General features: G+C 74.1%; 10 protein-coding genes and 1 pseudogene. 8 read left to right on the top strand and 3 right to left on the bottom strand.

Annotated elements, in window-relative coordinates; all coding sequences use genetic code 11:
- Positions 1–180: 180 nt before the first annotated feature.
- A pseudogene (locus ACEQ2X_RS00865) lies at positions 181–708 on the bottom strand (galactokinase family protein); the annotation flags it as partial.
- A gap of 17 nt (positions 709–725) precedes the next feature.
- Here ACEQ2X_RS00865 and ACEQ2X_RS00870 point away from each other — a divergent pair.
- From ACEQ2X_RS00870 to ACEQ2X_RS00900, 7 genes are all read left to right on the top strand, one after another.
- Complete coding sequence (locus ACEQ2X_RS00870; protein ID WP_370323846.1) at positions 726–1,574, top strand: DeoR/GlpR family DNA-binding transcription regulator; 849 nt, start codon at positions 726–728, stop codon at positions 1,572–1,574.
- Entirely contained in the window at positions 1,571–2,995 is a 1,425-nt protein-coding gene (locus ACEQ2X_RS00875; RefSeq protein ID WP_370323847.1) for an alpha-galactosidase, read from the top strand. Before ACEQ2X_RS00870 ends, ACEQ2X_RS00875 begins: the two co-directional genes overlap by 4 nt.
- On the top strand, positions 2,995–4,791 hold the full coding sequence (locus ACEQ2X_RS00880; protein ID WP_370323849.1) for a beta-galactosidase: 1,797 nt from the start codon (positions 2,995–2,997) through the stop codon (positions 4,789–4,791). The genes ACEQ2X_RS00875 and ACEQ2X_RS00880 overlap by 1 nt, the downstream gene beginning before the upstream one ends.
- Positions 4,792–4,879: 88 nt before the next feature.
- Positions 4,880–6,073 (top strand): galactose-1-phosphate uridylyltransferase, encoded by a 1,194-nt coding sequence (gene galT, locus ACEQ2X_RS00885; protein ID WP_370323850.1) that lies wholly within the window; start codon positions 4,880–4,882, stop codon positions 6,071–6,073.
- A gap of 46 nt (positions 6,074–6,119) precedes the next feature.
- Entirely contained in the window at positions 6,120–7,523 is a 1,404-nt protein-coding gene (locus ACEQ2X_RS00890; protein WP_370323851.1) for a sugar ABC transporter substrate-binding protein, read from the top strand.
- Positions 7,524–7,550: 27 nt separating this feature from the next.
- Positions 7,551–9,191 carry a carbohydrate ABC transporter permease gene (locus ACEQ2X_RS00895; RefSeq protein ID WP_370323852.1) on the top strand — a complete coding sequence of 547 codons (1,641 nt, stop codon included), beginning with the start codon at positions 7,551–7,553 and terminating at the stop codon, positions 9,189–9,191.
- On the top strand, positions 9,191–10,195 hold the full coding sequence (locus ACEQ2X_RS00900; protein WP_370323853.1) for a carbohydrate ABC transporter permease: 1,005 nt from the start codon (positions 9,191–9,193) through the stop codon (positions 10,193–10,195). The genes ACEQ2X_RS00895 and ACEQ2X_RS00900 overlap by 1 nt, the downstream gene beginning before the upstream one ends.
- Positions 10,196–10,214: 19 nt before the next feature.
- On the opposite strand, the gene mca is transcribed toward ACEQ2X_RS00900, so the two are convergent.
- Together mca and ACEQ2X_RS00910 are read right to left on the bottom strand one after the other, a co-directional pair.
- The gene (mca, locus tag ACEQ2X_RS00905) at positions 10,215–11,099 is read right to left on the bottom strand and encodes a mycothiol conjugate amidase Mca (RefSeq protein WP_370323854.1); all 885 of its coding nucleotides are present in this window, start codon (positions 11,097–11,099) and stop codon (positions 10,215–10,217) included.
- A 71-nt stretch (positions 11,100–11,170) separates the two neighbouring features.
- Positions 11,171–12,001 (bottom strand): competence/damage-inducible protein A, encoded by an 831-nt coding sequence (locus ACEQ2X_RS00910; protein ID WP_370323855.1) that lies wholly within the window; start codon positions 11,999–12,001, stop codon positions 11,171–11,173.
- 69 nt (positions 12,002–12,070) lie between these two features.
- On the opposite strand from ACEQ2X_RS00910, the gene ACEQ2X_RS00915 reads away from it, so the two are divergent.
- Positions 12,071–12,934, top strand: coding sequence for a hypothetical protein (locus ACEQ2X_RS00915; RefSeq protein ID WP_370323856.1), 864 nt, complete (start codon positions 12,071–12,073; stop codon positions 12,932–12,934).
- The last annotated feature ends 16 nt before the right edge of the window (positions 12,935–12,950 follow it).

Genomic DNA, 12,950 nt, shown 5'->3' on the forward strand with positions numbered 1-12,950 from the left:
CAGGACGTGCAGCGACGCGCCCAGCTCCTCGGTCCGGCGGGCGTACCCGGATCCCTCGAGCTGGCGCTGGACGCCGGAGTCCACCACCACGACCTGCACGCCGTCGGGGAGCGCGACCGGCGTGGCGTGCAGGTCGGCGCAGTCGAGCAGGAGCGCGGACCCCGCCTGGCCCAGCACCGCAGCGGCCTGGTCGAGGACCCCGGAGGGGACGCCGACGGCGCGGTGCTCGGCGCGGCGGCAGGCGCGGACCACGTCGATCGCGGGCAGCGACCACTGCGCCGCGTCCAGCAGGGCCACCGCGACCGCGACCTCGAGCGCCGCGGACGACGACAGGCCGATCCCCTGGGGCAGGGTCGAGCGGATCGTCCCGCGCAGGCCGACCGGGGGTCGGCCGAGCGCGTCCAGCTCGGCCGCCACGGCGGCGACGTAGCGCCCCCACCCCTCCCCGGGTGCCGCACCCCCCTCGGCCTCGACGTCCACCTCCCCCGCAGCCGCGTCGGAGGCGAGGGAGATCCGCTCGCCGCCGGCCGTCGCGACCACCTCGATGCCGACGTCGAGGGCCATCGGCAGGGCCAGCCCGTCGGTGTGGTCGGTGTGCTCGCCGATCAGGTTCACCCTGCCGGGAGCCCACGCGCTGATGGTCCGCACCACTGCAGTCCTTCCGTACGGCGGCGTACCGTAAGCTTCCGCAACGACGCGCACAACCACTTCGGAAGGCTTGCGGGGTGCCCACCACGACGACCGGTCACGCGGCTGACGACCCGATCCCCGCCCGGGTCCGGCGCGACCGCACCATCGACCTGCTCCGCGATCGCGAGTTCGTCCGCGTCACCGACCTGGCGGAGGCGTTCGGGGTCAGCGAGGTGACCGTCCGCGGCGACCTCGACCACCTCGAGGACCGGGGCCTCCTCAAGCGGGTGCGGGGCGGCGCGGTACCGCGCCACATGGCCGAGCCGGAGCGGACCTTCGAGGAGACCGCCGCGACCGCGAAGGCGCAGAAGCGGGTCATCGCCCGCCGGGCGGCCGAGCTGGTGCAGCCGGGCGACGCGGTCATCCTCGACGTGGGGACCACCACGACGGCGATCGCCGGCGAGCTCGCCGCCCGCGCCGACCTCTCCGACGTCAGCGTGTTCACGTCGTCGATCACGATCGCGCTGGCGCTCGAGGCCGCGCACCCGCGGATCAGCGTGGTGGTGACCGGCGGGACGCTCAGACCGAAGCAGCACTCCCTGGTCGAGCCGATGGCGGGCCTCGTCTTCAGCCACATCCACGCCCGCCTCGCCTTCATCGGCTGCAACGGCGTCGACGTGGCCGCCGGCATCACCAACGTCAACCTCCCCGAGAGCGACGTGAAGCGCCTGATGATCCGGGCCGCCGCCACCCGCGTGGTGGTCGCCGACGCCGCCAAGCTCGGCCAGGTGGCCCTCGCCAAGGTCTGCGACCTCGAGGAGGTCGACGTGCTGATCACCGACGACGGGGCCGACCCCGAGGCGTTGGCGGACCTCCGCGAGACCGGCCTCGACGTGCAGCTGGCCCCGCTGCGCGGACCCCTGACCGCGGAGGGTCGGACGTGACCGCCGGGACCTTCCACGACGTCGCCGAGATCGCCTGCGACCCCGCCCGGACGCTCGTCTACGAGCACGGCTGGCAGTCCTGGAGCCCCGCCGGCGTGCACCGCGCGGACCGCACCAGCCCCCGCCCTGCCCGGGACCGCTGGCAGGTGATGGCCTACCGGCCCGAGACGCCGGCGCCGCCGACCGGCGTGCAGTCCGAGGGGCTCCTCGCCGTGCAGGCCGACGGGGTCGGTCCGACCACGCTGGTGGCCACCCCCGACCCGCACCGGGCGGTCCCCTCGATCCGGACGACCGCGCTCGCCGACCGGGTCGTGGTCAGCGCCGACGGGCCCGTCGACGTCCGCACCGTCGACGAGCCGATCCCCGCCGCGCTGGCCGCCTGGGCGGACGAGATCGCGGCCCGGCTGGGGATCTCCACCGCGCCCCAGCCGCCGGGCTGGTGCTCGTGGTACTGCCACGGCCCGCGGGTCACCGCGGCCGACGTGGCGGCTGCCGTGGACACCGCCGTCGCCGCGGACCTGCCGATCGAGGTCGTGCAGGTCGACGACGGCTACCAGGCCGAGATCGGCGACTGGCTCGACCGGCGCACCCCCGCCTTCGACGAGCCGCTCCACACCCTCACCGCCCGCATCGCCGCCGCCGGCATGCAGTCGGGCATCTGGACCGCGCCGCTGTGCGTCGGGACCGGGTCGGCGCTCGCGCGGGCACACCCGGACGGGCTGGTCGGCGGCGCGCGCGCGAGCGACCCCCCGTGGGGGCAGCCCATCCGGGGGCGCGACGTCACGCACCCCGCCGCGGCGGCCCACCTGGTCGAGGTCTTCGCGACCCTGCGCCGCTGGGGGTTCAGCTACCACAAGATCGACTTCATCTACGCCGGCGCCCTGCCGGGCCGTCGCCACGCCGACTGCACACCCCTCGACGCCTACGCCGAGGCGCTCCGGCTGATCCGCCACGGGCTCGAGGAGGGCGGTGGCGCCGCGACCCTCCTCGGCTGCGGTGCCCCGCTGCTGCCGAGCATCGGCGCCGTCGACGCCATGCGCGTCTCCCCGGACGTCGACCCGCGCTGGGACCCGCCCGACGGGGACGTGTCCCAGCCCTCCATGCACGGGGCGCTGCTCGCCGGTCGGGCGCGGGCGTGGCAGCACGGCCGGCTGTGGGTCAACGACCCCGACTGCATCCTCGTGCGGCCCGAGGTCGCGCACCGGGAGGCCTGGGCCGGCTACCTCGACGCCCTCGACGGCCTCGCGGTGTCGAGCGACGCGCTCGACGCCCTCGACGACCGCGGCCTCGCGCTGACCCGTCGGCTGCTGCGCCCCTCAGGTCCCGGTCCCGCACCGACCTGGCGACCCGATCCCGATGACGCCGCCGGTGGCCGCCTGGACGGCGAGCCCGCCGCGCCCGCCGGCAGCGGGACGCCCTGATGCGCCTCGGCGTCTGCTGGTACCCCGAGCAGTGGCCCGAGACGGACTGGGCGGACGACGTCGCCCGCATGGCCGAGCTCGGGCTCGAGCTGGTCCGCGTCGGCGAGTTCGCCTGGTCGCGGATGGAGCCGCGACGCGGCGCCTGGGACCTCGGGTGGCTCGACCGGGCCATCGCCCTCGTCGCCGACGCCGGCATGCGCGTCGTCCTCGGCATCCCCACCGCCACCCCGCCGGTGTGGCTGCTCCGCGAGCGCCCCGACATCCGCCTCGTCGGCCCCGACGGGCGGGTCCGCCCCTACGGCAGCCGGCGCCACACCTGCCCGACCAGCCCCGCCTACCGCGAGGAGTCCGCCCGCGTGGCCGAGGTCCTCGCCGACCGGTACGCGGGCCACCCCGCGGTCGAGGCCTGGCAGATCGACAACGAGCCCGGCAACCACGACTCCGCCCGCTGCTGGTGCGACGGCTGCCAGGACGCCTTCCGCGGGTGGCTGGCCGACCGCCACGGCGACGTCGAGGACATCAACGCGGCGTGGGGCACGGCCTTCTGGTCGATGACGTACCCGGACCTCGACGCCGTCGAGCTGCCCGCGCCCACCATGACCGCCCACAACCCCTCCCTCGAGGTGGCGCACCGCCGCTTCGCCTCCGCCCAGGTCGTCGACGGGCTCGCGGCCCTGCGCGACGTCGTGCTCGCCGTGGACCCGATGGCGGTGACGTTCACGAACCTCTACATGGGCGACCTCGACATCGACGCCCAGGCCGTCCACCGCCTCCACGGGCTCGGGGCCATCGACAGCTACCCCCACGGCGTCGCCGGCCCCGAGGAGGTCGCCTTCGGCCTCGACCTGGCCCGCGGGGCGGCCCTGCCGCCCGACGCCGGCGCAGCCCACCGCGGCGGGCGCGCGTGGGTGGTCGAGCAGCAACCCGGGGCCATCAACTGGACCGGCGACAACCCCGCGGTCGCGCCCGGTCAGGTGGGGGACTGGATCGCCCAGGCCGCTCGGCACGGCATCGAGGCGCTGCTGGTGTTCCGCTGGCGGATGGCCCGTGCCGGACAGGAGCAGCACCACGCGGCCCTGCTGACCCACGACCGTCGCGACACCCCCGCCTGCGCGGAGGTGCGGGCGGCCGCGCAGGCCCTCGCCGCCGACCCGCCCGGGCGGCCCCCCGCCACCGCCGCGGTGGTGGTCGACTACGGCGACGCCTGGATCCTCGACGTCGTCCCCCAGGTCACCGGTGCGGACCACCGGCGCCTCGCCGTCGCCGCCCACGCGGCACTGCGGGCGGCAGGCCACGTGGTCGACGTGGTCCCGGCCGATGCGGACCTGACCGGCTACGCCGTGGTGGCGCTCCCGGCCCTCCACCAGGTGACCGCGGACCGGCTCCGGCGCGTCGAGGCCGCCCTGGACGCCGGGGTGCTCGTGCTGGTGGGCGCCCGCTCGCTGGTCCGCGACCCCGAGGTCGTGTGGGTCGACGTCCCGACGCCGGCGGGTCTCACCGACCGGCTCGGCGCCCACGTCGTCCACGCCGGCAGCCCGGGCGGCTGGCCGCGCGGAGGACCGCCGTCCGCCGTCGCCGTCCGCGGCGAGGTGGTGCCGGCCGGTCCGTGGATCGAGGCGCTGGCGCTCGACGACCCCGCGCCGGGCCGCACGGGACCGGAGGTGGTCGGCGTCGCCGTCGGCGGCCCGCTGGACGGCGCCCCGGTCGCGGTGCGCCGCGGGGGACTGGTGCACGTCGGGGCCACCTCGGTCGAGGCGTGGACGGCGGTGCTGCGACACGTCGGGGCAGCCCGTTGACACGGTGAGTCACACATGGACTTTCGTAGTCCTCTGGTCCGAAAGTTCTTGACAAGTTTCCGAAACCTCCGGTAGATCTTCACCGCAGATGGAGGAGAACGTCGCGCGGCACGACCTGCGCCACACGGACGGCCGGTGGCTGCGGGTCTACGGGACCCCGCCGCCACCTGACGTCGACATCGACGCCGCGCTCGCGCACCACGTCCCCGCCGCCGCCTCCGGCATCCACCAGCGCTACAACGCACTCCGCGACACCTGGGTGGCGGTGTCCCCCGCACGCAACGAGCGGCCGCACGCACCCGCCGTCGATCCGCTCCCCGCCGGCTGCCCGCTCTGCCCCGGCGGGCCGGAGGTCCCCTTCGACTACGACGCCGCGGTCTTCGACAACCGCTTCCCCTCGTTCTCGGTCGCGCCCCCGACCCCGCCCTCCGCGCCGGCCATCCCGGGCATCGGGTCGCTCGCCGACGCCGCCCGCGGGCGCTGCGAGGTCGTGCTCTACACCTCGCGGCACGAGGGCTCCCTCGCCACGCTCACCGACGCGGAGCTCGCCCGGGTGATCGCCATCTGGGCGGACCGGTCCGATGAGCTGTGGGCGGATCCCACCCACCGGGTCGTGATGATCTTCGAGAACCGCGGTGAGGCCGTCGGCGCCACCCTCAGCCACCCGCACGGCCAGATCTACGCCCTGGACCGCATCCCGCCGGCCGTGGCCCAGCGGACCGCCGCGCTCCGGGCGCACCGGACGCGGACCGGGTCGTCGCTGTCCCAGGCGGTCGTCGACGCCGACGTGGGCAGCGACCGGTGCCTCTACGTCGACGACGACTTCGTGGCCGCCGTCCCCTACGCGCCGGACTGGCCGTTCGAGGTGCACGTCCGCGCCCGCCGCGAGGGGGTCCGGCGGCTGGGTGACCTGACGGCGGAGGAGCAGGTCAGCCTCGCCCTGGCGCTCCGCGCCGTCGTGACCGCCTACGACCAGGTCCACGACCGGCCGATGGCGTACCTGATGGCGTGCCACGAGGCACCGGCCGACCCGACCGGCGCGCCCGTCGCCGACCACCGGCTCGCCATCGAGTTCCTGCCCCCGCACCGCTCGGCGGAGAAGCTCAAGGTCCGCGCGAGCGTCGAGACCGCCCTCGGCGTCTTCATCAACGACACGTCGCCGGAGGACTCCGCCGCGCTGCTCCGCACCGCCGCACCGCGCCTCACCGATGCCGACCGCGCCGCGATCCCGCGCGTGCGCCTGACCACCCCCGCACCCGAGCAGCCGATCAACCGGGCCTGAGGGCCTGCGCCGGTCCGGACGGGCCGGCGGACGAGGAGGGAGACAGATGAGCCGATACCGCACCGCCGCAGCGCTGCTGCTGGCACTGGTCGTGCTGGCCGCCGCGTGCGGCCAGGAGGTCGAGGACCCGCCCGAGGACGCCGCCGCAGGCGCATCCGAGGACGCCGCGGGTGACGAGGCCGCGGGTGACGAGCCCACCGAGGAGGACGAGGCCGACGCGGCTCCCGACGCGGGCGGGGACGGCGAGGAGATCACACTCCGTTGGCGGACCCGACCGGACAACCAGGCCGAGATCGACGTGTACTCCGAGGTGAGCCAGACCATCGACGAGGGATGGGACGCGGCGACCCTGGAGTACGAGCCGGGCGGGTCGGAGACGTCGTCCTACCAGGACGTGCTCCGCACCGAGCTCGCCGCCGGCACCGCCCCGGACGTGTTCTGGATCCCCGGCACCGACATCGCCGACTTCGCCACCCGCGGACTGATCATGGACCTGCGGGACCTGGCCGGTTCGAGCGACGCCTACGCCGGCGACGACGCGTACTCCGCCGAGGTGATGGAGCTCCTGACGGTCAACCCCGACGGCGGCGACGCGGCCCTCTGGGGGCTGCCGCGCGACGTGTCCACCTTCGCGCTGTACCTGAACCTGGACCTGATCGCCGAGGCCGGCGCGGATGACCCCCGCGAGCTGGCCGAGGCCGGTGAGTGGGACTGGACGGCCTTCCGGGAGGTGGCCGAGGCGGTCACGGCCCTCGACGACCAGATCTACGGGTTCGGCATGAACAACTGGTGGGCCAACCCGGGCTACTGGATCAACGCCGCCGGCGGGTCCTTCTTCACCGAGGACCGCACGGCCTGCGCCGTCGACTCGCCCGAGGCCGTCGAGGGGCTCGAGTTCATGACGCAGCTCTACCAGGACGGGTTGGCGGTCCCCTACGGCGAGGACGCCGAGCCGCCGTTCCTCGCCGGCCAGGTCGGCATGTTCATGAACGGCCGGTGGGCGACGCCGGGGACCCGGTCGTCGGCGACGTTCGACTGGGACGTCGTCAAGCTGCCCGACGGGCCCGGCGGCCCCTCCAACTGGCTGTTCTGGGGCGCGTACGTCGTCAACGCCGACACCGAGCACCCCGACGAGGCCTTCGAGCTGGTCACCCGCCTGACCTCCCCGGAGGTGCAGGGGACGATCGCCGAGCTCGGCGCCAACATCCCCTCGCGCACCGACGACCCGGAGGTCATCGACACCTTCCTGACCTTCACGCCGCCGGAGAACAACCAGGCGTTCATCGACGGCATCAGCGAGGACCCCGTCGCCGAGGGACCGCTGTGGGACGGCGACTGGCCCGCGTTCGACGCCGCACTGGCCCCCCAGATCGAGGCGCTGGTCGCCGGGGACCTGTCGCTCGAGGAGTTCCAGGCGACCGCCTGCGACCCGCTCGATGCGACCTTCTAGCCTCCACGACGACCCACCCGGACGTCCATGACCGCCACGACCGCGTCGCAGGTGCTGGCCCGAACCCTGCCAGCGCCGCGCTGGGTGGCCATCCTCATCGGATGGCACCTCGCGCACGGCGTCGCGGCCGTGGCGGCCGCGGTGGCGGTCACCGCCGGGTCGACCGTCACGGGCGGCCCGGCGGCAGGCGTGCTGACCGCCCTGTCGGCCGTCGTCATCGGCGACCTGGTCGCGGTGATCGGCCTGGCGCGCCGCCGCCAGGCCGGGATGGTCGCCGCGGTGGTCGTCGACTACCTCACCTTCGTCGCGGCGACGGCTGCCCTGCTGCAGGTCACCGACGTGCTCACCGGGCTCGACGCGCTCGGCGGGTCCTTCGCCCGCGGCGTGCCGTTCGGCGCGCTGGCCGTCGTCGCGTACGCGGCCACCACCTGGGAGCGGACGCGCGCCGTCGCGCGCTGGGTCGCCGTGACGGCGGTCGGCGCGATGCTCATCGCGGTCGGGGCGCTCCCCGGCCTCGTGACCTTCGCCGGGCGGGTGGCGACCCCGACGGGCCTCGGCCTCCTCACCCTGGCGGCGGTCAGCGCCCTGGCGGCGGTGCGGACCCGGCACGCCGACGTCGCCCGGCACCTCGGCGCCACGACGCGGGGCGACGACGCCCTGGCGGGGCTGCTGTTCGTCAGCCCGAACCTGCTCGGGTTCCTCGCGTTCTTCGCAGGTCCCCTGCTGTTCAGCCTGTGGATGAGCCTGAACGAGTGGGACGCGTTCGCCGAACCGGTGTTCCTCGGGCTCGACAACTACGTCCGCATCGTGTCGCTGACCGTGGCCACGGTGGGGGAGGGGCAGCGGGCCGCCGACGTCCTGCTCGACGGGTACGCCGAGGTTCTCCGGATCGGCGACATCGTCGTCGGCGCCCAGGACCCCCTGTTCTGGACGTCGATCCGGAACATCCTCGTCTTCGCCGCCCTCGCACTGCCGCTGTCGGTGATCCCCGCCCTCTTCCTCGCCAGCCTGCTCAACTCCGACGCGCCGGGCATCAAGGCCTTCCGCGCCCTGTACTTCGTGCCGTCCATCGCCGGCGTGGTGGCCGTCGCGTTGATCTGGCGGCAGCTGTTCAACGCGACGGTGGGCTGGGTCAACCACCTGCTCGACGTCGCCGCGCGGGCGTGGAGCGCCATCCCGCTGCTCCCCGACGTGGCGGCCGGCCAGCCGCAGTGGCTGAGCGACGACGGGCTGGCCATGATCAGCCTCGTCATCGTCTTCGCGTGGCAGTACACCGGCTTCAACACCGTGCTGTTCCTCGCCGGGCTGCAGTCGATCGACCGGACCCTGCACGAGGCGGCGATGATCGACGGCGCCACCCGCTGGCAGCGGTTCCGCCACATCACCCTGCCCCAGCTCGCACCCACCACCTTCTTCGTGGTGGCCTCGACCGGCATCCTCGCGCTGCAGCTCTTCGGCGAGGCGGTCGTGCTGTTCCCGACCTACACCCCGATCGGGGCCGGGCCGCAGAACGCGACCCTGACACCGGTCGTCTACCTCTACGACCAGGGCTTCCGACGGTTCAGCCAGGGCTACGCCTCCGCGGTCGCCTGGGTGCTGTTCCTGCTGATCTTCGCGTTCACGTTCGTGCAGTTCCGCCGTCAGCGCGCCGACGTGGAGGGTGCGTGATGCGGCCCGTCAGCGGCTGGCGCCGCATCGGCCTGTACGTCGTGCTGACCCTCGTCGGGCTGGTGATGCTGTTCCCGTTCGCCGTGGTCGCGGGGTCGTCGCTGAAGGCGCGCGACGACATCTTCCGCTACCCCCCGCGGATCCTGCCGCACGCCCAGGCCACGGCCGAGGTCGGCGGTGATGAGGTCCCGCTGTTCCGCATCGACGGCGAGGTCCGCGGGCTGGTGGAGGGGATCGGCGGCGGCGAGGGGCGCTTCGCGCTCCCCGACGACCCGGCGGACACCGTCACCGCGACGATCCGCACCGCCGAGGAGGTGGAGGACGTGACCGCGCGGCCGGCCAACTACACCGAGGTCCTCGACCAGCAGGCGCTCGGCCGGTCGCTGTCGAACACGGTGCTGGTCACCGTCCTCGTGGTCGTGGGGACGGTGCTGACGTCCCTGCTGGGCGGCTACGCGTTCGCGCGGATCCGCTTCCCCGGCCGCGACGCGCTGTTCCTCGTCTACATCGGCTCGATCATGGTGCCGTTCGTGATCCTGATCGTGCCGCTGTACCAGGTGATGGTGGCGCTCGGCTGGGTGGACTCGCTGGCGGCCCTCGTCTTCCCGTTCGTGTTCAACGCCTACGGGACGTTCCTGATCCGGCAGTTCTTCGTCTCCATCCCGGTGGAGCTCGAGGAGGCGGCGGTCATCGACGGGGCCAGCCGCTGGACGATCCTCTGGCGCATCTTCGTGCCGCTGTCCACCCCGGCGATCGCGACGCTCGCCACGTTCATGTTCCTCTACGCCTGGAACAGCTTCGTGTGGCCGTTCATCGTCATCAACGCCGGCAACACCGAGAACCACGTGCTGACCCTGTCCCTCCAGCAGCTCGGCGGCCGCGCGGCGGACACGCCGAACCTGATCTTCGCGGGCGTCATGATCGCCATCGCGGTGCCCGTCACCGTGTTCGTGCTGGCCCAGCGCTACTTCGTGGAGAACGTCGCCACCAGCGGCATCAAGTGACGCCCGGACCGCGGCCCGGTCACAGCCCGGCGAACAGGTCCGACTCGGGCTTGGCGGTCCAGACCTCCGAGTAGGCGAGCTGGAAGTCCTCGTAGGGGTAGACCTCCCGGACGACGTCGTCGGGGATCGAGAACCACAGCCCGTCGGGGTCGACCTGGGTGCGGTGGGCGATCAGCGCGGCGCTCCGCGCGCCCAGGTGGTCGGCCACGTGGATCGAGGTGGAGATGCGCTCCGGCTTGGTCGGGTCCCAGCGGTCCAGCCACTCGCGGTAGGGCGTCTCGATCCCCCGCTCCTCGGCGACCTCGAGCAGCCGGGACAGCCGCCGGTAGGTGAAGGTCAGGTGGTAGTAGACCTTCGAGGCCCGCCACGCCGGCCCCGCGTCGGGCATGACGGCCGGGTCGGCCGCGGCCTGCCACGCCCGCATCGTGGCGGTGTGGGTCCGCACGTGGTCCGGGTGGGGGTAGCCGCCCTTCTCGTCGTACGTCACCAGCACCTGCGGCCGGGTCTCGCGGATGATCGGCACCAGGCGCTGGACGACCTCGTCGAGGGAGACGTTGTAGAAGCAGTCGGCGGGCAGGTCCGCGGACGGCGACCAGCCGTCGCCGGAGAACTCCTCGACGTAGCCCGAGTCGGGGAAGCCGAGGTCGAAGTGGTCGGTCACCCCGATCACGCCGAGCGCCTCGGCGAGCTCCTTCTTGCGGATCTCGACCATGTTCTCGCGGATGCCCGGCTCGTCCGCGAGCGCCGGGTTGAGGATGTCGCCCTGCCCGCCGTCGGTGAAGGTGACGACGCTGACGCGGGCACCCTCCTCGGCGTAGCGGGCCATCGTCGCCGCACCCTTCGACGACTCGTCGTCGGGGTGGGCGTGGAGGAACATCGCGTGACGGTCAGGAGCGCCGGCCATGGTCGGCCAGGCTACCCAGGCGGTGTGACGACGCCCGGTCGGATCACCCCGGTCGGATCACCCCGGTCGGGTCACCCGGTCCAGCGCGCGGCCCAGGCCTCGCGCAGCCGGGTGGAGCTCGGGTCCCCCTCCAGCGCCGCCAGGTGGTCGCGGACCAGGTCGGCGGCCGCCTCCACCCGCGGGCGGGCGCCCTTCAACCGGACGGTGCACGGGTTGCCGGGGTACGAGCCGAGGTGCACGTCGTCGAACTCCTCGACCAGGCGGTCGAACAGGGGGTTCAGGGTCGACTCGGGGTACGGGTGGGTCAGCTCGACCACGTGCTGGGGCGACCCGAGGCCGGTGAGCAGCTCGGCGGCGACGCCGGTGTCGAAGATGCGCCGCAGCTCACCCGGGATGCCCGGCAGGATCACGATCGTGGCGCCGCCGCCGGCTAGGCCGCCGTCCACGTCGACGGCGACCCCCGGCGCGACGCCGCGGGCGCCGGCCAGCAGGTACGCGCCGGCCGGCACCTCGGCCATGCGCCGCATCGCCCGCTCGTGCGCGTCGGTCACCGCCACGCCCTGGGCGGCGGTCCACTCGAGCGCGCGGGTGATGGCGGCGTCGATGTCGTCGTCGACCTCGAGGCCCACGCCCAGGGTGGCGGCCACGCCCGCCATCGTCACGTCGTCCGGCGTCGACCCGATCCCCCCCGACGTCATGATCAGGCGCGGGCGGCTGCGGGCCAGCTCGAGGCGCAGCGCCTCGTCGATCGCCGCCAGGGTGTCCGGCACCGTCTGCACCCGGTCGAGCGGGATGCCGAGGTCCTGGAGCCGGCCGGCCAGCCAGTGGGAGTTCGTGTCGTGGACGAACCCCCCGAGGATCTCGTCGCCGATCACGACGATGGAGGCGCTGGCCTGGCTCATGGGTCCAGCATCGCACGCGGCACCGCACGCGCTCTGGCGCCGGGACGCGCAGGTACGCTCCCCGACGACATGTACCTCTCTGCCGAGGACGCCCGGAGCGACTTCTTCCTGGCGGCCGCCCTATACGTCATCGGACCCGCGCTGGTCAACCTGCTCGTCGAGGCGCTGCCCACGCTGTTCGCGAACACCGTGATGTCGTGGGTGCTGATCCTGATCGTCAACGGGGTGCTGATCGCCGGCATGCCGCTGTTCCTGATGCGCTACCGGGGCGAGGCGCTCTCGGGTCTGCTCACCGGTGGGGTGGGGGCCCTCGCGCTCGGCTTCGGGATCGCCGCGGTCTTCGCCGGCGCGGTCGCGGTCGGCGAGGTCGTCGGCGGCGGCCGGGTCGACCTCCTCGTGGAGGTCATCCCCGCGCGCGCGGTCGTCGGGTTCCTGCTGCGCTGGGCGTCGCTGGCGGTCCTGGCGATCTTCCTCGTCCGCCGAGCGGAGTACGCCTTCCGCCCGATCAGCGAGCTCCAGCCGACCCTGGTCCGCCAGGCGGGCATCGCCTGCGTCGGCACCGGCGTCGTCGCCACCGTCCTGCTCCTGCTGACCGGGACCTCCGTCGCGTCGCTCATCCCCGCCGCCGGCCTGGCCGGCATGTTCGCGCTGGCCAGCCAGCAGCTCCCGCAGGCGGGGATGGGGGAGCGGTGGTGGGTCTTCGCACCCGTCATCACCCTGGCGCTCGGGCCGCTCGAGATCTTCTCCTTCCTCTTCGCCGGCCAGAACTTCCTGCTGTCCGCCCAGCAGGCGGCGGTCGTGGCCCTGTTCGGCCTGGTGGTCGTGATGGCGCTGCACGCACGGCGGGGCGGGCTCGTGGCCGTCGGCATGGCCGCCGCGATCGTGATCGCGGACCTGCTGACGCTGGCCGGGGGCACCGCGTTCGCCATCTGAGCCGACCGGCGTCGGC

This window comes from Euzebya sp., from assembly GCF_964222135.1.
Taxonomy (GTDB): domain Bacteria; phylum Actinomycetota; class Nitriliruptoria; order Euzebyales; family Euzebyaceae; genus Euzebya.

Excerpts from the sequence above, each read along its gene's own strand:
- ACEQ2X_RS00880 (WP_370323849.1), top strand. The coding sequence starts at position 2,995 with ATGCGCCTCGGCGTCTGCTGGTACCCCGAGCAGTGGCCCGAGACGGAC.
- galT (WP_370323850.1), top strand. The coding sequence starts at position 4,880 with ATGGAGGAGAACGTCGCGCGGCACGACCTGCGCCACACGGACGGCCGG.
- ACEQ2X_RS00890 (WP_370323851.1), top strand. The coding sequence starts at position 6,120 with ATGAGCCGATACCGCACCGCCGCAGCGCTGCTGCTGGCACTGGTCGTG.
- ACEQ2X_RS00895 (WP_370323852.1), top strand. The coding sequence starts at position 7,551 with ATGACCGCCACGACCGCGTCGCAGGTGCTGGCCCGAACCCTGCCAGCG.
- ACEQ2X_RS00900 (WP_370323853.1), top strand. The coding sequence starts at position 9,191 with ATGCGGCCCGTCAGCGGCTGGCGCCGCATCGGCCTGTACGTCGTGCTG.
- mca (WP_370323854.1), bottom strand. The coding sequence starts at position 11,099 with ATGGCCGGCGCTCCTGACCGTCACGCGATGTTCCTCCACGCCCACCCC.
- ACEQ2X_RS00910 (WP_370323855.1), bottom strand. The coding sequence starts at position 12,001 with ATGAGCCAGGCCAGCGCCTCCATCGTCGTGATCGGCGACGAGATCCTC.
- ACEQ2X_RS00915 (WP_370323856.1), top strand. The coding sequence starts at position 12,071 with ATGTACCTCTCTGCCGAGGACGCCCGGAGCGACTTCTTCCTGGCGGCC.